This window comes from Microcoleus sp. N9_B4 (genome assembly GCF_036701635.1).
Lineage (GTDB): Bacteria > Cyanobacteriota > Cyanobacteriia > Cyanobacteriales > Microcoleaceae > Microcoleus.
Genome location: NZ_JAUBRC010000018.1, coordinates 96,331 through 117,765 on the forward strand (window position 1 = coordinate 96,331; position 21,435 = coordinate 117,765).

The window sequence follows — 21,435 nt, forward strand, 5'->3', positions numbered from 1 at the left end:
ATAGCAGAGACAGAGTATGAGTTTATCACGCGATACCGCCAACTATGAATGTTATATCTACTGAAATACCGGAAGTTCTGATTATTGAGCCGAAAATTTTCGGAGACGATCGCGGTTTCTTTTTTGAGAGTTTCAATCACAAAGCTTTTGTCGAAAAAACAGGCGTGACGGCAGAATTTGTTCAAGACAATCATTCCAAATCCTCTAAAAATGTGCTGCGCGGTTTGCACTACCAAATGCAGCAGCCTCAAGGCAAATTGCTGCGGGTAGTTGCGGGAGAAATATTTGACGTAGCGGTGGATATTAGAAAAAGTTCGCCGACTTTTGGGCAGTGGGTGGGGTGTTTGCTGAGTTCAGAAAATAAGCGGCAATTTTGGGTGCCGGCGGGATTTGCTCACGGTTTTTTAGTGGTTTCGGAGACGGCTGAAGTTTTGTATAAAACTACAGATTATTATGCACCGGCACACGAGCGGTGTATCCTGTGGAATGACCCCGATTTGGCGATCGACTGGCCGCTAGATGGTGCCAAACCAATCTTATCAGCTAAAGACCAAGCTGGACAAACGTTGAAAAGAGCTCAAGTGTTTTGATCATGAAAATTTTACTCGCAGGCGGCAGCGGACAGCTAGCTCAAGAATTGCAGCCGATTTTATTATCTTCGGGAGAGGTTATTGCGCTCGATCGCACTCGCCTCGACTTATCCCAACCCGAAAGCATCCGTCAGGCAATGGCTGAAATTCAACCGGATTTAGTCGTCAATTCGGGTGCTTACACTGCGGTAGACAAAGCGGAAAGTGAACCGGAATTAGCATATGCAGTCAACGGTATTGCCCCAGGAATTTTTGCAGAAGAATGCGAAAAACTGGGAGCAAGTTTGATTCACTTTTCTACTGATTATGTATTTGACGGCAGCCGCGGTTCTGCTTATCTGGAAACAGATTCTACGAATCCGCTGGGAACTTACGGCAAGTCTAAATTAGCAGGCGAGGAAGCAATTCGGAAAGCGGGAAACCGACATATTATTATTAGAACCGCGTGGGTTTACGGCAACGGCGGCAAAGGTAATTTTGTCAAAACAATGCTGAGGCTGGGAAAGGAAAGGGAAGAAATTCGAGTAGTAACAGATCAGATCGGAAGTCCTACTTGGACTGGGGATTTAGGTGCGGCGACTTCACAAATTATTCCTCTCCTTGGGCCAGAAACTTTTGGAACTTACCAGTACACTAACAGCGGTGTTTGTAGTTGGTACGATTTTGCGATCGCCATTTTTGAGGAAGCAGCACAACTCGGCCTTCCCCTAAAAGTTCAGCGCGTAATTCCCATCACCACCGCCGAATATCCGACACCCGCAAAGCGTCCCGCTTTTTCGGTTCTCTCTACGGTAAAAATATCAGCACTTCTGGGCACGTATCCTCCCCACTGGCGGCAAGGACTCAGACAAATGCTGGCAAGAGAAGTGAAATAAAAAATTGAGGAAGACTCAAAACGCGAGGGCGAGTTTTGTTCGTGAGTTACCTGTTATATGCAAAGTTTCTCACCTAAACTCGCCCCTAAAAACTCAAAATATCCCCATGTCTGAATCCATGAAAGTCAAGCAACAATATATTTTAATTGCCGCATCAGTTCTCGGCATTCTAATACCAGCGTCATATATTTTGTACTTGATATCCCAAGCGGGAGACTTGTCTAATTTTGATTATTGGTGGATGACGTGGAATTTTTATTCAGTAGACGGTTTCTCTACAAATCCTTTTAATTGGATATTTCGGGCGAACGAGCATTTTGTCTTGATTCCGGCAATTATTTATGGCTTGAATATAGCTGTCACCCAAGGTTCAAATATTGGTTTATGTTTAGTTGCCTGGTTCTTGGCTTGGATTCAGTGCCACGTATTAATTGCTCTGCTGCCGTTAAATTTGAGGCGTTTTCCCCTGCAATTTATCTCGGTACTCCTTTGCATTTCTATTTTTAATTTTACTCCGGCGGCGGCTCACAATTGGATGCGGGGATTCAGCGGCGTTCACTGGATAATTGCTAATTTATTTGTGATTTGTTCGATATTTTGTTTGCAATCCTATGCGACAGTTTTGTTAAATAAAAGGGAGGCAGAGCCTCCTGATATTCATTCCCAGGCAGAGCCTGGTAACGAGTTTGTAGGGGCTGCGCCCCCGCATTTACAAAATAAGTGGGTAATTGGCAGCATTCTTTTTGGTGTTTTAGGCTGTGTTAGTTACAGCACTCCTTTAGCTTTGTGGCCGATATTGTGTGCTGCTGCTGTTGTGCTGCGGTTTCCTCGGCGAATAACTTATTTGTATTTTATTGCTTCGATTGCGGTGATTGGCATTTATTTTTTAACTTATAAAACTCCATCTCATCACCCTTCTTTAACTAAAATTAACCCGCTCAAAACTCTCGAATATATTCCCACGTATCTCGGCGGAATTTTTAGCGAAAATATTATTGTTGCTTCAATTATTGGTATAATTGGTTTGATGGCAGCTATTGGTTTTGTGGGTTATTGGCTATTTGTAAAAAAGGTCGATCACCCGGATTGGCTGCCTTGGCTATCAATCCAACTTTACACGCTGCAAACGGCGTTAATGGCCGCGGTTAGTCGATCGGGATTTGGCGTCGAACAGGCCACCGCTTCGCGCTATGCCACACTCCCAGCCTTGTTTTGGATGAGCACAATTGTGCTGACAGTATTGTGGGTGCGCGAGTTGCAGCCCACACCAAGAATCCAAGGGCGTTGGCTGACACCGCTGTTTGCAGTCGCCACAGTTGCGATTATTTTAATGTACGGGGTGGGAGGCGAAACTGCAATGGCGATCGCCCACAGAGCAACCTATCAACCGTTAGTAGCATTATCACTGCAATTAGGCATCACCGACGTAACGCTAATTAAAGACCGCGTAGGCAACAAACCTGCCGCTTTTGTCGGGTTAATCGACGCCTTAAAAACTAACAACTTAGTGCCATTTAACAGAAACATCAAAAAACACAATTTCTGTGCAGCATTAGACACAAAAATAGACCCAAATTTACTGTCAGCACCCAAAGACGGAGTACCCGGATATTTTGATACAGCCACCAAACTTGCACCAACAGCAGCGAGAGTAATTGGCTGGGTAGGAGACCCCGAAAACAATGTAAAATGTATTGCCATTCTCAACCAAGAAAATGTCGTTCGAGGTTTTGCCATGTCAGGATTTCCCCGCCCAGATTTAGTTAAATTGTTTGGCCATTCCTACGAATTTGCAGCTTGGAGAGGATACATTCAAACATCACCAACCGATAAATTATTGACAGCCTATGCCTCCTTTAAAAACCGCAAAGGTTGGGTCGCCTTGCGAAACTCCCAAGTTATCAATAAAAACTAAAAAACCTCTCTTTCTCCTCCTCTGCGCCCTCTGCGCCGTCTGCGGTTAATAAAAAAATCTCCTTGACCACACAAATGAAATAGAATAGCCCTATGCCAAAACATCTCAGCTTCGTTATCCCAGTTCACAACGAAGAAGCCACCCTAAAATTACTGTTTGAAAAAATTAAACTTGTCATGTTTCAAACAGAAATTGACAGTTACGAAGTCATTTTCATAGATGACGGTAGCCGCGATTATTCCTGGCAAGAAATCACAGATTTAGCCAGCCAACATCCCAAACTAATTAAAGCGATTAAAATGCGCCGCAACTTTGGCAAATCCGCCGCCCTTTCAGCAGGATTTCGCAATGCAGCAGGGATAATTATCTTTACTCTCGATGCTGACCTTCAGGATGACCCCGCTGAAATTCCCAAATTTTTACATCATTTAGAATCGGGATTTGATTTAGTTTCCGGTTGGCGAAAACAACGGAACGACCCGCTTTCTAAAACTTTACCTTCCAAGCTATTTAATGCCGTTGCGTGTTTGCTGACAGGGGTGCAAATGCACGATATGAATTGCGGTTTTAAAGCTTATCGTAGGGAAGTTTTGCAGTCGATTAAATTGTACGGGGAATTGCACCGCTACATTCCGGCTTTAGCCAACAATTTAGGGTTTAGAATTGGCGAAGTAGTTGTCGAACATCATCCGCGAAAGCACGGAAAATCTAATTACGGCTGGGAACGTTATGCGCGGGGTTTTATTGATTTGTTGACGGTGTTAGCCACGACGCAGTATTTACACAAACCGGGCCATTTGTTTGGGGGGTTGGGATTGTGTTTTGGCTTGGTGGGAACTGTTTCGCTGAGTTATTTGATAGTTATTTGGTTTCTGAATTTGGCGGGGATGAATTTTGGGCCGATTGGGAATCGACCTTTGTTATTTTTTGGAATTTTGTGTACAATTCTGTCGGTGCAGTTGATTTCTTTGGGGATTTTAGCTGAGTTGATGGCGCGAAATGTGGATGCTGATTATGTGGATAAGCAAATTAGCGAAATTATTGATGATTCTGGTTTTGATCTTTAACCGCCGATCGGATTCGGCGGTTGAAACCGCTTCTATACAAACAAAGTCGGCGCAACGCCAGACTAAATAAATATCTCATATTTGTAGGGACACGGCACTGCCGTGTCCTCATCTCAAATTTTAAGGAATAGTATTATCTAATTTTAAACAGTATCCATTTGCCTTCTCGATCTACTATTTCTCCGTCTATATTTGGATGCCAGTCAGTACGAGTCAGGATATAATCGGCATGATAGTTTTTGGCTACTTTGACTAAATCCGCACTGCTGCGGCGGATGAAAAAGTCATTTCCTCCCCAAATCATTTGCGGGTTTAAGGGGACTCCTAAAACGGTTTCCATGCGATTTTGCCATTCTTTGATGCCTTTTTCGGTAAAGGGGAAGTTCTTGAAGTTGACGACAATCGCTCTTTCGGAGAAAAACTGGAAGCTGGTAACTGAGGGGGGAATTAATACGAGTGAATCGCGGCTGCTACTTTGCGAAAATCGCCCAGCTAATCTGCTTAAGTCGTCTCTGGGAACGGCATTGATATTAACTCTTGTTTGAAATACATTTAATATAGGTTTGGGCAGAATTCCTGCTACTCCAAAAACTAAGGTGGCGGTAGTTATTAAGGCTAAGGTGTGAGTTAGAGTCTGTTTGATAGATGTAGCTAGGGATGTTTTTTCTAAAATGAATGGGAAGGCGAGGATTGAGAAAAAAACTGGGATGCTAATTATTCGATCGCCCATTATTTCCCATGAATCAATCAGCGGATATATCAAGCTGAAAATTACCGTTCCTGCTGCTAAAATCCACAACAATATATCATATCGTTTGGGAAATACGTAATTTTTTGTTTGCCAAACTGATAATCCTAGGAAAATGATACCCCTAAAAGGCAAAGTTAGTACAGCTAACAGCAACAAGCTAACAGCTATTTGTTTTTCTCTGTAAAGTTGCTCGACCGTCAAAGCAAGAGCAATAAATATAATTAATTGAGCGAAAGGTACAGTTCTAGCTAACTGTAGTTTGGCGATAAAAGCCAAAGGGTAAACTTCGACAAATACGTAATTTAGAAATAATGCAACAATTGATGTGCCAACAATTACATAAAAATTAACTTTGTCTTCTTTTGGCAATAAATCGGAGTTTTTGATGCAAAGCAAGCCACCAATTATGAAACATATAAAGTTGAACCAATTCCCGACATCCCAATTTGACGGGAGGATGTGGTGGGGGTTGCGGACTTTCGCGTGAATGTAGACAAACTGGGCGTTGTCGATAGTGTGAGTGCTGGTAGTACCTGTTAATAACATCGGTACGTAAACGATACTTGCCATTGCTGCTAAAAGTGCGATCGCCAAAATCAATGTTTTGAAATTCCGCTGTTTTACAGATTTAATAACTAAAACGGGAACCATCATCAATCCCGGTAACAAACCCACTAAAAATTGCAGCAGACAAGCCAGTCCAAAAAAGAAATATCCTGTCAGCCATTTCTGGCGCAAACTAAAGTAAATTCCCCAGATTGCGAAACCCATTGCGAAGATACTGGGTACTGATTTAGTGGAAAATATCAGCGTGTTACCAACGTCTGTAAATGAAGCGGCTATACATAAAAAAGCCATCGCTGCTGCGGGCAGTTTTGAATTAGTATAGATATTGATAATTGCGTAGCAAGCTATGATAAATGAACCGAAGGCTAGGAATTGATAGATAAAGTGCGCTAGGGAAATGCTTGTTCCTAAGTTTGCGAGCAAATAAATGATATAATAATAGTAATATCTCGGATTAAACTTAACCATTTCCTGAACGTAATAGTCATTTTTATATAGTTCAGGATTTAACATAAATTGAATTGGCGGCACTTCGGGAAAATTGCCTCCAATGGGGAAAATATAGCCAGTAGCCATCAGGGACCCGATGATGACAAAAGTATAGAGAGATAGATTAAAATACCAGTGGGATTTTTGATGTTTTTGCATTGACGGTTCCACTTACCTACTGACAGCCAAATTGTTAATCTCCAGTTGGCATTGGTTTGTTAAATCCTGTTTGCTGTTACTCAATACCTCAAGCAGCAGATAAGTGGGATTTTTGCCCTCAACTAATAGATTTAAGCCGATCGCACTTTTTTGACCATAAGCCATCTCTGCTGAGTCTATTAATTTACCTTGCTTGTCCCACAAAGTCAAGCGCAGGGCAACTCCCGGACATTGTTGGTTAGGTAAATTGAGTTTGCCGGTAACTTTTACTTTGTCTGAAATGGAACCTAAATACAGGAAAGATGTATCGAGTTTCTTGCTGTTTTTAATTGGATGAGTTACAATATTATATAGGTTATCCGATTCTTGCGTGACTGAATAATTGGCACTTGTGTAGATTGATTGATGCAAACTAATCCAATCTAACTGCGTGCCTGGTCGATCGACTATTTGGCGCTGCATCGCATCCAGAGTCCTAACAGCCGTTGCTGTATCAGTCGGCCGCATCCTCCGGTAAACGCTGACAGTCACGCCGTTTTCTAGCTTAAACTGTTCCGGTAGCAATTGGAAATCGCGGGCAATTTCCCAGTTTTGGGTAAAGGCATCGTACACAACTTTAACAACATCTTGTTCGTGCGATCGCAAAACTTGTTCGTCAGTCGGTAACACCTGCTGAAAAGGTACAGCAACCACCGCATATTGTGACTGCAACAACTCCGGTAGTGGGTAAGTATCGCGCGAGTCAATTTGCGGCCTCCCGATGGTATTTAATTTCCACCAGCCCTCCGGCGGGTTTAATTTTCGGTTGGCTTGTCTGAGTATGTTAGCATTGAAATTGTTAGAAGCACCGGCAATATAAATTGGTTCTTCATTCGGTGCTAATTTTCGCAGAAACTCTACTAATTTTACAACTTCGTCGTAGTCCGATCGCACTAACGGCGGAAAATTACCCACAAACAGTCTTGGCAAATCAATTTTGAGAGGAATTAACCCGACGGCGGCATTTACAACCAGGTACAAACCCGCCACGCCCAGCATCAAATACCGGACTTTTCCCTTGAGTGTCAGCCAAGTTGTCCAGAAAAATGTGGATATTCCTAAAAGTGCGATCGGTGTAAGATGAATTGTATAGTGCAAGTAGCCGTAACGCAAAACTAACAGCCATTCAATCAGCGACAAAACCCCAAACAAAGAAACAAAAATAGCCGCCGCTGGAACCAGCTTTCGAGTGAGAATTCCCGCCGAAAAACCAATTAGTACCAGCAGCCAAGTTCCCAAACCGTAAAAATCCGCATAACGAGTTAAAATATCATTTACAGGCAAACTCCAAGCGACATACAAATTGCGGTAGTCAACCGTCAGAGCACTGCGAGTAAAATCTCCTGCTACCAATATTAAAATAGTCAAGCTAGTTGCGGCTATCAAACCCAATTTGATGCCGGATTCAAACAAGCATCTGTATGGAAACTGTACTACCACGTCTTTGTCTTTGGGAGACGACAATGCCGATTTCCTACGATATATTAGTACAATAAACTCGATGAAAGCCTGTAAACTCGCTGCACCAAAAAATGCGATCGCACTATAAGCAAAATGGCGCCGCAACAGAATAGCCGCCGCCAGCAAAAACCCAATCAACGGGATTTTCCACCAAGATTTCAGCTTAATATCCTGCAAATAAACCAAAATTGCCAAGGCTACAAACACACAGCCACCCGTATCCAGATATCCCCGCAGAGTCGGTATCCAACTCATCGGAATTAATAAACTCAGCAGCACAGTTGACCAAAACACCCGGCGGGGATAAACTGGAATTAGCTTTGCAGAAATTGCCCCCAGCAACAGGCGAAACGGCAGCACATAAATCAGGGAGACACTGAGAATGTAACTCAGCCGAGATTCGCCAAATAAGAGAATAAATGGCACTAACGGCAAAGAGATTAATAGATTTTTTTCCTTAGATAGCGATTCTATAACTCCGCGCCATGCTTTATCGGGCGAGTCTCGAAATAAATTTGCCGTGTTGACTGTAGCGGTGTTGTATCCCGCATAATCCCACCAATAAAAAGTATGTTCGCTGGATACATAGATTGATGTTACTGCCACTGTGACGAGAACAACTAAAAACAAGAAAAACCCATCAATCAGAAACTTGCGAGGCAATTTAAAAGAAACAAAATCAAATAATCCCATCAGTCTAGCAACCCTAAATAACTCCTAAACTTCCTCTTTCTCTCTTCCTTCGCGCCCTTTGCGCCTTCGCGGTTCATTAACTTACCTTAAAACAGTACCTTGCAAAAAAACTTCCAACTTTTCTGCATATTGCCGATTGGCGATCGCACTTGGATGAAGGTCATGAGGTAAATTATTATTGGCAGGTATTTTCAAATCAACCGAAATATCCGCCGTAGCAATTCCCTCTTCACTTAACTCCTCCAACATCTTAGCAGAACCCGCATTAATTCCGGCCACAACTAACTTAACACCCTTAGCCTCAGCCACACGGTGAAACTCTTCAATAATTGCCTTAGAAACCTCATGGCTTCTATATAATCCCTCTTCAAATTGATTGTAATTAACCTCCAAAAAATGGCTTAAGGCAGAAACCCGCATCAGGGGAAACTCGTGATATTCAAGCTTTGCCATCTTGTAGGTAAAATTATTTTCTCCATTCAGCCTAGCATCGGGCTGGAATAAAATACCCAGTTTATTCCAAGCAGCCATTTGCTTTCTTCTCGCCCTTAACAAAGTATTGCGGCGGTCATGAAATCCCGCATAAGCAATCACCGCAATTTTGGGTTTATTTGCTTGTTTGAGTGCTTCTTTGAATTGAATCAATGAGTGCAGCGTGCCGTAGCCGTTAACGCCAAAATTTACTATTTCATACTTGGGTAATTTCTCTTGCAGCAACCAAGCATAAGTTTCGCTGTCATTCAATGACCAACCGTAGGTAAAGGAACAGCCAAATATCCAAATTTCAGGCTTTTTTGAGGCTTGATTGTAAGTAGTGAGGGGATGTGTGATTCTTAAACTATTCTTGAGGTGAGTGGCATTAAATGAGTAATTGCCGTTAAGTGTCACCTTGAATTTCCCCGGCAAATGTTTGTAGCCGAGTTCCGAGTCTTTGGTAAAAAAATTACCTTTTGGTTCGACCGCAACATCAACATTTTCTATTTGCCAGGGTTTGTAGCCCGCAACTCGCAAGACAATTTCAGCCGTGGTGGTAGATAGAAATATTGGGAAAATTAGATATGTTATTAATCTGAAAATAAAGGTTTTAATAAACTTTTTTTTCATAATTTAGCGTAGGGGCGGGTTTTACAAACAATATTTGAGGTTGACCAACAATTTAGATAAACCCGCCCCCACACAGCCGATAATCTAGATTAACCTGATGTTCGAGATAGTCCAAAAAAATGTAGATTCCGATTATTCGTTGGGCGGGGGCGGGTTTATTATATTGTTGGTTTTACGCCGATATGGTTGGTGAAACCCGCCCCCACAGGCCATTGTAGGGGCGGATTTCACAACTATCTATGTCTAAAACAAACAATCTCGTAAACCCGCCCAACCAATTGATTAATTCCTAATAACCAGGCTCCTCCTCGTACTCAGGAGTCTTAGTTTTCTCAGGGATATTCACCCGAGGAGCCTGGTAAGGCTTCGGTGCCTCATCGTCAGCCCAAGCATCAGCCTCCACATCATCCTCGTACTGCACCACCGGCTGCTTCGGGCGAGAAATTTCAGCGCGAGTGTATTGCGGCTTCTCCTCGTACTCATCCTCCTCGTAATCGTCCTCCTCGCTGCCCCAATTATCCTCTTCGTAATCCTCGTAATCCTCGATTGGCTGCTGCTGTACCTGCACCGCGCGCATCGGCGGCTGGCGAACCGCAGGCCGATTCCACTCTAAATCCTCATCCCAAGGAACTTCCTCCACCGCAGGCGCAGCTACGCGGCTCCGCATTTCCGGTGCAGGTATCCGCACGCCTGGGCCCAATTGATTGCCCGTAGCCACGGGTTTCGGATAATAACCTGCCTCGTCCTCTTCTCGTTCCCAAGGTGCTTGGCCCAAACCAACGCGCTCCAGCAAACCCACACTAAGCTGCCTGAGCCTTTCCTCGGAACCTTCAAACACAATCAAGCGATTCGGGCCGCTGCTGACAATTTCTTCAATCCCCAACTCGTAAGTGCTGAGAACTTGGTCGGGGATTTGGGGGATTCCCAAGGAAGCGATAATTATAGAAACTAACTTACCGTCTTCGGGGTCGAACCTAAAGCCCCGCACCCTACCCAAAAGTTCGCCGGTTTCGGTAATAACTTCGCTGTTAATCAAAATGCTGTAGACTTCAACATCAACATCATCTTCGATCGCGCTCTCATCTTCCACCAACAGCACGTCGCCGATTTCGCTGACATTGTTGAGGAACATAAACCTCGGCATTCCAGCGACCGCGAATATATTATCACGCAGACCGATCGCCACAACTTCCCGCCGGTCAATGTCCACCCACAATTGACTGACTACACCCAAGCGTTTACCTCTGTCGCGGGTGATGACTTGAGTGCCGAGAATATCTGAGCGTTGGCAAATTTGTTCTGATGTCATTCTAAGTTTAGTCCTGATTTATCATAAAAATGGGCCTAAAACCCCCGTGCTTCTAGCACGGCTTTGCTGTATGCTTGTAGTAGTGGAAAGGTAATCAACCACTCTAAAAACCTAGCTGTCAAAAGACAAAGCGCTGAACCTTGAAAATTGAATCTAAGCGGTTCTACTGCATTTTTCTAGACTCCACCTCGCAGTAGGTAAAAGATTCAGAGGAGCTAGACAAACAGCATTTGAAGCGAATTTGCTTCAAACTGAAACAGGACTTGCCTAAAAGCAAATAGGGTAGGGCATACCCGAATTAACTCTTGGGGAGAGTCCCACCTCTGGGCTAGAGACTTCAAGGAATCTAGTTTAAGTGGTCTCGGTGAGCCAAGAATCCTCGTACCTTCAGGTCGAGGAGTGTCAATAAGTACATATATCACTCAACACGATCGTCAACCAACACTCCGGGACTACAACTTCAGTCCTATGACTTGAGTATAAGCTCCCCGTGCTTGAGTAACACCAATTGTACGCTCAGCCGATTGAATCATAGGTCGCCGCAAACTCACAACAATAAACTGGGCTTGTTCAGACTGTCGTTTTATCATTCTAGCTAATCGCTCCACATTTGCCCCATCCAGAAACATATCCACTTCATCAAAAGCGTAGAACGTAGACGGGCGGTAGCGTTGCAGCGCAAAAATAAAACTCAGCGCTGTCAATGATTTTTCGCCTCCAGACATGGAAGCCAGCCTCTGTACGGGTTTGCCCTTCGGGTGAGCCACCAAATTCAAGCCACTGCTGAAAGGGTCTTCCTGGTCATCTAGCTGGAGATAGCCGTCGCCTTCGGAAAGTTCCGCAAAGATAGTCTGGAAGTTCTCGTTAACCGCGTCGAAAGCTTCTTTAAAAGCGCGGCGCCTGAGTGTGGTAAAATTTTCGATTCTCAACAGCAGTTCAGTGCGTTCTCCTTCCAATGTCGTCAATTTTTGACTCAATTCTTGAAGGCGTTCTTGAGTGCGGTTGTACTCTTCCAAGGCTAGCATATTGACTGGTTCTAAAGCTTGAATGCGTTTGGCGATCGCCTTTACTTCCTGCTGCAATTCCGTCAAATTGGCTTTCTCGACATTTTCAGGAATCGACGGCACGGGGTCGGGCATTTCCGCCCGCTGCGTTTCCAAGAGAGTGCGGATGGCGGCCAATTGTTCCCGGCGTTCTTGCTGAGTTTCGTGCAGTTTTTGCAACTGCCATTGTAACTGTTGTTTGGCTAAATGCTGTTCTCGCAATTGAGATTCCGCCCGATCGCGTTCTCCCTTCTGCACGCCCAATTTTTCCTCAATTTCCCCCAAAGCCGCCTTAGCTTCCGCAATTTGTCCATCGAGTTCTAACTGCTGCGAAACAATGCGATCGAGTGCATCCGTCCCCGCGTTTTGCTGCACTTGCCATTCCTGCAATTTCTCGCTGCCTTCCTTAATTTTGTCTTCCAAACGCCCGAATTGATTTTCCAAGTCTACAAGGCGTTGCTGGACGTTTCTCAGAGCCAATTCTCGCTCTTGGAGCTGCGCTTCTAGAGCGCGCAAACTCGATTGCATTTGCTGCCATTCGCTGTGACTGTTCGACTCTTCCAACTGCGCCAAAGTTTGCCGGTACTGCTGCAATTGAGTTTCCTGTGCGGGCAATTCTCGTTCCAGCAACTGCAATCTCGATCGCGAATTAGTTAATTCCTGTGTATTTTTCGCAATTTGCGATCGCACTTGTTCCTGTTGCGCTTGCAAATTCTTAATTTCTGAATCCAACTGTTCCAAGCGCAACTGATGTTCGCGCAAATTTTGTTTCGCTTCCATCAATTCTTGGCTGCGAGTTTTGACTGCAACAGAAGCGCGATCGATCGCAATTTTGCACCGTTCCAAAATCCGCTCAATTTCCTCAAGACGTTCTTGCAAAGAGGCGATCGTCCGCGCTTCACTAGCAGCCTCACTAGCCTCAACCGTGCCAAAATGCAAAGTAGATCTATTAGTAGAACTTCCCCCAGTCATCGCCCCGCTAGTTTCCAAAATTTCCCCGTCCAAAGTGACAATCCGGTACTGTCCCAAATAGCGGCGGGCATCACTGAGGTTGCTAAACACAACCGTACTGCCAAAAACGTAAGCAAAAATTTCCTGATACCGCGAATCGCAATCAATCAAATTAACAGCCGCATCCACAAACCCAGCCGCGCGCCGCAAATTTTCATTCACCGAATACCTGCCGCCTCTAATCTTATTCAAAGGCAAAAACGTCATCCTTCCGGCCCGTTTTTGTTTCAGCAATTCGATCGCAGCAGCAGCCACGCTGTCATCTTCCACCACCATATTTCCCATGCGCCCGCCCGCCGCAATTTCCAGCGCCAACTGATAGCGCGGTTCTACCCTACCCAGTTGAGCCACCAAGCCACAAACTCCGCCAATTCCGCTTTGCGCGACAATTTTTGCAGTAAACGTTCCCGTCGCTTCTTGCAGTGCTTGAAACTGCACTTCTAGTTTGTCTAATTTGCGCTGTCTTTCCCGCTGTTCTTCCAACAAACGAGTTTGAGTTTCCTGTTGCAGTTGCAATTCTTGTTCGGCTTCGACTAAAATTTGAGTGAGCGATTCTACTTGCAAAGATGCAACGCCTTTTGTTTCCCCAAGGCGAGATTGCTGCTCTTTTTTCGCTGCAATTTCCTGTTCCAATACTTGCAGCGATTGGTTTTGTTCTTGAATTTGACTTTGCAGGCGATCGGCTCTTTCGCCAATGGTAGCTTGTTCTGTACGCTGCGGTTCCAAAGTTTGTTGAATTGTTTCGATTTGGCGGTGCAGTTCCGTTTGCTGCTGTACCCAAACTTCAGCAGTGGAGGCGATCGCATTTGCAACTTCCCGACTTTCATCTAAACTTTGCTGGGCTGCATCCCGCTGTTCCTGCAAAGTCCCTATTTGAGACTTAACATAAGATATTTCAATCTCAATTTGCTCCAAACTTTGCCGGAATTGGCGAACTTCTTCCTCGGTTTGTGCTATGTTAGCAGCCATTTGCCCAGCAGTTTTTTCCAAATCCTGTTTGCGGTTTTGCAGTTGCCGCCGTTCCGCTTCCTGAGTCGCAATCGTCGCTTGCAAAGCCAACAATTCTGACTCTCCCAAAGCTTTAACACGGGCATTCAGTGCGTCCAGTTCGGCGGTTGCTGCTTGAATTTGGGTGCTAATTGTTTGCAGTTGTTCGGTGAGAGATGCCGAAGTGCGATCGCCCGCTTCGATTTGTTCGCGCAGTTTCCATTCTTGCTTTTGCAATTGCCGGAATTTCAGCACAATTTCCCACTGCGACTTTTCTTGAAATTCCGCCCGCAATTTTTGATATTTTTCCGCTTTTGTGCGATCGGAAGCAAGTCTATCGCGCTGAGACATCAGCTCTTTTTCCACAATTCTGCTGCGTTCTTCCACCTCCTTAACTTCATCCAACTTCTGCCTAGCTAAAGAAATTTTGCGATCGAACTGAGCCACCCCAGCCAATTCGTCAATAATTTCTCTGCGTTCCTTAGAATTCATCGAAATAATGCTGGTAACGTCTCCTTGTAGCACGACGTTATAGCCTTCGGGATAAATTCGCAAGCGGTTGAGTTGTTCGTGAAGTTGAGTCAGCGTGCAAGGTGCGCCGTTAATGTAATAAGTTGAAGTGTAAGTACCTTGGCGAGTTACCCGAAGTTTGCGCGTCACACTCCACTCATCCGGTTTTGGATTTTGGATTTTGGATTTTTTATTAGTAGCGAGTAGTTGTCCGTTGTTGTCTTGAGTTGCTGCGATTTCAATCTCTTCTACGTCTTCAACAGATAACTCATCCGATTTTGGATTGGGGATTTTGGATTCTTGATTGACAGGAGATGATTGGCCGTTGTTGTCTTGAGTGTCGGCAGTTTCTATCCCTTCAACTTCCTCTGCTTCAACAGATAACTCATCTGCTGCATTTTCATCCTCATCTTCATCGCGGGCGAACCATTCCTCCCCCACATCTTCCAGGGCAAAAGTCGCAGTCACGCTAGCTTCGATCGTACCGCGTTTGTTTTGGGCGCTGTTCACCAAATCCGGCAAACGTTCTGCCCGCATTCCCTTAGAACTCGAAAGTCCGAGACAAAACAGCAAAGCGTCGAGGATGTTGGACTTCCCAGAACCGTTGGGCCCGGAAACCACAGTAAAACCGGGCAGCACGGGAATGGCCGTCGTGCCGCCAAAAGATTTAAAGTTAGTCAGTTCGATCCGTTTAATGTGAACCATATGCTAGGAGTAGCTTTGGCTCTAGGTTGTTGTCACAGGGTAGCACAGGCAATGGGGCGATCGACAATGTGTTAACTTTCTGGCATTGTCGATCGAACAGATATATTACACCTTTGTCAACCACCCAGCCGGCTTTTACTTAAAAAGTTCGTTGACAAAGGTACAATATGTGTGATCAGAGCGACCGCTACAAATGAACGTAAATTTTGATACAGATAAATTCATGAGACTCGATCGACATTATTTGTGCGATTAAACCTGAAAGCCTTTTCCCTAGTGAATTCCAGCAAATATAATTCCCGGAATTCCTCATGTTACCCCTAGACATATAAAAACTTTCCGGTAAAATCGAACCAAAATTAATAATGTATAAAGTAACGAAGCGCATTATGGAGGGCAAACCCATTACACCAGCTCAGAACTCATCTAACCTGCCAGCTTCACCGGAAAGCGACCAACAAGTATTGCAAATTTGGGGTCGCCAGCCCCTTAAAGGACACGTCAAAATCAGCGGCGCCAAAAACTCGGCCTTAGTCGTCATGGCAGGAGCCCTGCTATGCCCAGAGGATTGCCGTCTCCGCAACGTTCCCGGTCTAGTCGATGTCGCCCGCATGGGGCAAATTCTCTCCGCTGTAGGAGTCAACTTACAGCAGAACGGGGACGTTTTAGACATCAACGCCAGCAACCTCATAGACGCTCAAGCCCCCTACGAATTAGTCAGCCAACTGCGGGCGAGCTTCTTCATCATCGGGCCACTGCTAGCGCGTTTGGGATTTGCCAAAGTGCCCTTGCCCGGTGGGTGCGCCATCGGTGCCCGACCCGTTGAACTCCACGTTCGCGGTCTGCAAGCCCTCGGTGCCGAAGTCCACATCGACCACGGCACGGTTCACGCTTACGTCAAAGGGCCGAACCGCCGCCTGAAAGGAGCCAAAATTTATTTGGACTACCCCAGCGTCGGCGCAACTGAAACTTTGATGATGGCGGCGACTCTGGCTGAAGGAGAAACCGTGATTGAAAATGCGGCTCAAGAGCCGGAAGTCGCAGATTTGGCGAATTTCTGCCGCGCGATGGGAGCAAAAATTCAAGGCGCTGGCACGAATACGATCGTCATTTCGGGAGTTCCCAAGCTGCACGCGGTAGACTATTCAATTATTCCCGATCGCATTGAAGCCGGAACATTTTTAGTAGCCGGAGCCATCACTCACTCGGAAATCAGTTTGTCGCCGGTAATTCCCGACCACCTGACCGCAGTCATTGCCAAATTGAAGACAATTGGGGCGAAAATTATTGCAGAATCCCCCGACATTTTGCGGATAGTTCCCGGCCAAATTCACTCGGCCACAGACATCGAAACTCTGCCTTATCCCGGTTTCCCCACAGATATGCAAGCTCAGTTTATGGCTTTGCTGACGCTGAGTGAAGGCGACAGCTTGATCAAAGAAACCGTGTTTGAGAATCGCTTGCGCCACGTAGCAGAGCTCAACCGCATGGGCGCGGACATTCGCCTTAAAGGCAATGTAGCGATTGTGCGCGGAGTGTCGCGGCTGTCGGGTGCGCCGGTAGTCGCAACAGATTTGCGGGCTTCGGCGGCGTTAGTGTTAGCGGGACTTGCAGCCGATGGTGTCACCACCATCAGTAGCTTGCAGCACTTAGACCGCGGCTATGAGCAGTTAGAGGTGAAACTGCAAAAATTGGGAGCTAAGTTGCGGCGCGTCAAAGAGGGTACAGACCCGGCGACTGCTGAGGCTCCTGTCAATCCCGTGCGATCGGGTTTAAACTGTTAATTAGTCATTAGTCAGCAGTCATTAGTCATTAGGAAGAAGGAAGAAGGAAGAAGGAAGAAGGAAGAAAAATAATTCAACCTTTTTTAATTGCCAATTCATAATTCCCATTTCCCAATGACCGATGACTAACGACCAGTGACTCTTGACTAATGACTCAGGATTAAAATGTTGAACATACCGCTCATCGGTTTGAAAGCAGACCAGTTTCGCCACCCGCTAGACTTGGAAGCCACCAACACGCTCAAACAACTGCCCGGCCTAGATTTGATCGTGCGGCAGTTGCTCGGACAACTGGGCGAACAGTTTTTCATGCTGGAAAATCTGGCTTCCAGCGTCCAAGTCGGCGAAAATCAATTGCCCCACCTGCATCAATTGCTGTTGGATGCCTGCAAAACTCTGGATTTGGAGGTGCCGCAGCTTTATGTCCGCCAGCATCCGATGCCAAATGCTTACACCTTTGCGATGCGGGGAAAACAGCCTTTTGTGGTGATGCACACTTCTCTGATTGATTTGCTCACAGACGAAGAAGTTAAGGCAGTAATTGCTCACGAGTTGGGGCATTTGAAGTGCGAACACGGGGTTTACCTGACTCTGGCTAATTTAATTGTGTTGGCCGCCGGTCAAATTTCGCCTGTGGGAACCGTGCTCGCGCAGGGTTTGCAGGCGCAAATGTTGGAATGGTTGCGGTGTGCGGAATTTACGTGCGATCGCGCCGCCTTGCTCGCCACTCAAGACCCAAAAGTGGTAGCATCGCTGTTGATGAAACTGGCCGGAGGTTCGCCGACTTTAGCTCCCAAACTGAATGTCGATGCGTTTTTGGCGCAGGCCCGGGCCTACGACGACCTCAGCAGCACTCAACTGGGAGAAATGCTCAAACAAGCTCAGACGGCTCAGTTGTCCCATCCTGTACCAGTATTGCGGGCCAGAGAGATCGATCGCTGGGCAAGTTCAAAAGATTATGAATCTTTGCTTGCAAAAAATCGATCGGTGTGTTATGATGGTGAAACCCAAAAGGGCGGGTGGCGAAATTGGTAGACGCATCAGACTCAAAATCTGACACCGAAAGGTATGAGAGTTCGATTCTCTCCCCGCCCACTACTAAAAAAGCTTAATAAATCTAGGGTTCCAGATGATAAGTCTGGAACCCTAATTTATATGGCATCGGGCATCGGGCATCGGGCATCGGGCATCGGGCATCGGTAACAACAGTCATTAGTCATTAGTCATTAGTCATTAGTCGTTAGTCGTTAGTCGTTAGTCAGTCAACAGTCAACAGTCAACAGTCAACCGTTAACAGATTTTATGGGTGAAATCGCCGCTTTAGGCGCTGCATTTGTCTGGGCTCTATCTTCCACCATCTGGCAGCGAGTGGGACAGCAAATCCCCGCAGTGGTGCTCAACTTGCTCAAAGGCGCGATCGCCCTTTTCATGCTCCTTGCCACTGTACTAATTTTAGGTAAACCCTTACCCGCAATCAACCCTAATATTTTAGCAATGCTGCTGATCAGCGGCGGCCTAGGAATTGGCATCGGAGACACCGCTTTCTTTATCGTATTAAAATATTTAGGCGCGAGGCGAACGCTGCTTTTAGAAACCCTATCTCCCCCTTTAACAGCTTTATTGGGCTTAATATTTTTGCAAGAAAAGTTATCGGCCATTGCTTGTACTGGCATTCTTTTAACTATCTGCGGCGTAGCGTGGGTAATTGCAGAACGAACAGCCGAAACAACCTTACCATCCAAACATCTTTGGCAGGGATTAGCCATTAGTTTATTAGGACAAACAACCCACGCCGTTGGAGCAATTTTATCCCGCGCCGCCTTCACTCAAATAGATATTGATCCCCTGTGGACGGCGGCCTTGCGTTTGAGCGGTGGTATGGCAGTCATGCTATGCTTTTTGAAGCCAACAAACCTTGACAGTTTCAAACAATTAAAATCCCAAAAAATATTAGCTGCAATAATTCTGGCAGCTTTTTTAGGAACCTATCTCGGGATTTCCCTGCAACAGACTTCACTGAAATATGCACCCGCAGCAATCGCTCAAACACTCAGTTCTACCAGTCCCCTATTTATACTGCCTTTAGCGGTGCTGGCGGGCGAAAAAGTGAGCATTCGGGCTGTTTTGGGGGTAGTTGGTGCGATCGGCGGAATCGCCTTATTATTGGGTTTGAAGTGATGAGATTTGATATCAATTCCGGTGCCACCGTCAGGTGATTGTTGACTGTTGACTGTTGACGGGCGGGTCGAAAAACTGAATGGTTGAGTGTTAACTGTTGACTCGATTAGGCACGGCGCCGTGTCGAAAGCTGTGGGTAATATTAATTCCGATGCTACCGGATTTGATATCACAACTCCGACAAGTGGAAACAAAACTCTACGGAGAGATTGAGAAGCAAATTGCAACCGCTCGCCAGAAGGAAGAGGAAGTGATTTATGCTTCTAATACTTGGGTAAAATAATTGGCAAAAGTACATTGCCGAATGTCCACAAATCGGCCGAGTTGACCAAGAAGGCGAAACCATAGAAGAAGCAATCGTCAATCTTAAACAAGCTACAAAACTCTATCTCGAAGAATGTCCATTATTAGATCCCCGACTTCTTTAATAAGTCGGGGATCTAGCTACTCTTACAAATTGCAACTCATATCCCCAGATAATTGACTGAAACGCGCATTTTCCCGATAGTCTACCGGACAATCAATCACGCAAGGGACATCTTGAGCCAGGGCTTCTTTCAGAATCGGAATTAAATCCGTTGCAGATTCCACTCGATAGCCTTTTAAACCCATACTTTCCGCAAATTTCACAAAGTCGGGATTGCCAAATTTGACGAAATCGGAATGACCAAAATGATCTTGCTGCTTCCATTCAATTAACCCGTAACCGCCGTCATTAAAGATCAGCGTCACAAAATTAGTACCGACTCGCAAAGCAGTTTCTAACTCTTGGCAATTCATCATAAAACCGCCGTCGCCGGTGGCTGCTATTACTTTGCGATCGGGATAAACGAGTTTTGCAGCCACCGCACCCGGAATCGCAATTCCCATCGCCGCAAATCCGTTAGAAATCAAACAGGTATTCGGGCGATCGCAATGATAGTGCCGCGCGATCCACATTTTGTGAGCTCCCACATCAGATATAAGAATATCTTCCGGGCCCAGGACTTGCCGCAAATCGTAAATGAGTTTTTGTGGCTTGATCGGAAAACCGTCGTCGGCTGCATATTGTTCGTACCCAGCGCGAATATCCGCCCGCAATTGCTTAGCAAAAGGGTCTACTTTCTCCATGCGATCAGCACGCTGCAAAATTTCATTGAGGGAATCAGAAATATCCCCCACAACTTCTATAAGAGGAATATAACTGCTGTCAATTTCTGCTGGCAAAGATCCAATGTGAATAATCGGAATTTTTCCTTCGGGATTCCACTTTTTCGGGGAATATTCAATCAAATCGTAGCCAACAGCAATCACTAAATCCGTTTCTTCAAAAGCACAGCTAATATAATCCCGTTTTTGCAATCCCGTCGTCCACAGTGCCAAAGGATGAGTATAAGGAATAACACCTTTACCCATGAAAGTATTAGCTACAGGAATATTCAATCGAGTAGCAAATTGTGTCAAAGCATCGCTGCCATTAGCACGGATTGCGCCGTTTCCTACTAAAAGCAGAGGACTTTTTGCCTTGGAAATTGCCACAGCGGCTTTATTCAAGCTTTGGTAAGCGCCAAAAGTTTTTTCCCGGTTGTCTTTGGTGAGTGGCTGTCCTTCAGCAGGCATTGCTGCGATATTTTCAGGTAAGTCAATGTGAACAGCTCCCGGCTTTTCACTTTGAGCTACTTTAAAGGCTTTGCGGACAATTTCTGCCGTCGTGCTGGGGCGAACAATTTGAGCATTCCACTTAGTAACTGGCGCAAACATGGCGACCAAATCTAAATATTGGTGCGATTCTATGTGCATTCTGTCTGTGCCGACTTGTCCGGTAATTGCTATTAAAGGAGCGCCGTCTAAGTTGGCGTCAGCAACTCCTGTCATTAAGTTAGTTGCGCCAGGGCCCAAAGTGGACAAGCAAACGCCGGCTTTGCCGGTGAGACGACCGTAAACGTCTGCCATGAAAGCGGCGCCTTGTTCGTGGCGAGTAGTAATAAATTTAATTGAAGAGTTTCTCAGGGCTTCTAGAACTTCTAAATTTTCTTCTCCTGGAAGTCCGAAGACGTATTCGACACCTTCATTTTCTAAACATTGTACCAATAGTTGAGCTGTGTTCATTTCCGTTTTTCTCCTCGGTTAATGGGGGTTGTGGGTCTTTCTTTTTCAACCGATCGCAAAAATACGAGATGGGAATTTTTAACCGCAGGTCAACGCAGATAAACGCAGAC

The 21,435-nt window shown here is 45.5% G+C and carries 14 protein-coding genes and 1 tRNA gene; 9 read left to right on the forward strand and 6 right to left on the reverse strand.

Features of this window, described 5'->3' with window-relative positions; all coding sequences use genetic code 11:
- The first annotated feature begins 44 nt into the window (after positions 1-44).
- The 4 genes from rfbC (at position 45) to QUA43_RS14300 (ending at position 4,447) form a co-directional block, all read left to right on the forward strand.
- Positions 45-590: a dTDP-4-dehydrorhamnose 3,5-epimerase gene (rfbC, locus tag QUA43_RS14285; RefSeq protein WP_333374740.1), complete on the forward strand. Its 546-nt coding sequence runs from the start codon at positions 45-47 to the stop codon at positions 588-590.
- Positions 591-592: 2 nt separating this feature from the next.
- Positions 593-1,465, forward strand: a complete 873-nt coding sequence (rfbD, locus tag QUA43_RS14290) for a dTDP-4-dehydrorhamnose reductase (RefSeq protein ID WP_333374741.1) — start codon at positions 593-595, stop codon at positions 1,463-1,465.
- Positions 1,466-1,571: 106 nt separating this feature from the next.
- Positions 1,572-3,380, forward strand: coding sequence for a hypothetical protein (locus QUA43_RS14295; RefSeq protein WP_333374743.1), 1,809 nt, complete (start codon positions 1,572-1,574; stop codon positions 3,378-3,380).
- A gap of 92 nt (positions 3,381-3,472) precedes the next feature.
- Positions 3,473-4,447, forward strand: coding sequence for a glycosyltransferase family 2 protein (locus QUA43_RS14300; RefSeq protein WP_333374745.1), 975 nt, complete (start codon positions 3,473-3,475; stop codon positions 4,445-4,447).
- Between the two features lie 133 nt (positions 4,448-4,580).
- Here the strand turns inward: QUA43_RS14300 and QUA43_RS14305 are convergent, their stop codons facing one another.
- From QUA43_RS14305 to smc, 5 genes are all read right to left on the reverse strand, one after another.
- A complete protein-coding gene (locus QUA43_RS14305; protein ID WP_333374747.1) occupies positions 4,581-6,413 on the reverse strand; it encodes a DUF6798 domain-containing protein in 1,833 nt (610 codons plus the stop codon).
- A gap of 12 nt (positions 6,414-6,425) precedes the next feature.
- Positions 6,426-8,606 carry a hypothetical protein gene (locus QUA43_RS14310; protein WP_333374749.1) on the reverse strand — a complete coding sequence of 727 codons (2,181 nt, stop codon included), beginning with the start codon at positions 8,604-8,606 and terminating at the stop codon, positions 6,426-6,428.
- A gap of 81 nt (positions 8,607-8,687) precedes the next feature.
- Complete coding sequence (locus tag QUA43_RS14315; protein ID WP_333374751.1) at positions 8,688-9,710, reverse strand: SGNH/GDSL hydrolase family protein; 1,023 nt, start codon at positions 9,708-9,710, stop codon at positions 8,688-8,690.
- Between the two features lie 289 nt (positions 9,711-9,999).
- The gene (locus QUA43_RS14320; RefSeq protein ID WP_333374753.1) at positions 10,000-11,019 is read right to left on the reverse strand and encodes a PRC-barrel domain-containing protein; all 1,020 of its coding nucleotides are present in this window, start codon (positions 11,017-11,019) and stop codon (positions 10,000-10,002) included.
- 452 nt (positions 11,020-11,471) lie between these two features.
- The gene (gene smc / locus QUA43_RS14325; protein WP_333374755.1) at positions 11,472-15,275 is read right to left on the reverse strand and encodes a chromosome segregation protein SMC; all 3,804 of its coding nucleotides are present in this window, start codon (positions 15,273-15,275) and stop codon (positions 11,472-11,474) included.
- A gap of 365 nt (positions 15,276-15,640) precedes the next feature.
- Between smc and murA the strand changes: the two genes are divergently transcribed.
- The 5 genes from murA (at position 15,641) to QUA43_RS14350 (ending at position 19,520) form a co-directional block, all read left to right on the forward strand.
- Positions 15,641-17,059: a UDP-N-acetylglucosamine 1-carboxyvinyltransferase gene (murA, locus tag QUA43_RS14330; protein WP_333374756.1), complete on the forward strand. Its 1,419-nt coding sequence runs from the start codon at positions 15,641-15,643 to the stop codon at positions 17,057-17,059.
- A gap of 165 nt (positions 17,060-17,224) precedes the next feature.
- A complete protein-coding gene (locus QUA43_RS14335) occupies positions 17,225-18,094 on the forward strand; it encodes a M48 family metallopeptidase (RefSeq protein WP_333374758.1) in 870 nt (289 codons plus the stop codon).
- Positions 18,073-18,154: transfer RNA gene (locus tag QUA43_RS14340), tRNA-Leu, on the forward strand. The genes QUA43_RS14335 and QUA43_RS14340 overlap by 22 nt, the downstream gene beginning before the upstream one ends.
- Positions 18,155-18,361: 207 nt before the next feature.
- A complete protein-coding gene (locus QUA43_RS14345) occupies positions 18,362-19,237 on the forward strand; it encodes a DMT family transporter (protein ID WP_333374760.1) in 876 nt (291 codons plus the stop codon).
- A gap of 97 nt (positions 19,238-19,334) precedes the next feature.
- Positions 19,335-19,520, forward strand: coding sequence for a hypothetical protein (locus tag QUA43_RS14350; protein ID WP_333374762.1), 186 nt, complete (start codon positions 19,335-19,337; stop codon positions 19,518-19,520).
- Positions 19,521-19,687: 167 nt separating this feature from the next.
- Here the strand turns inward: QUA43_RS14350 and QUA43_RS14355 are convergent, their stop codons facing one another.
- A complete protein-coding gene (locus QUA43_RS14355; protein WP_333374763.1) occupies positions 19,688-21,325 on the reverse strand; it encodes an acetolactate synthase large subunit in 1,638 nt (545 codons plus the stop codon).
- Between the last annotated feature and the right edge of the window lie 110 nt (positions 21,326-21,435).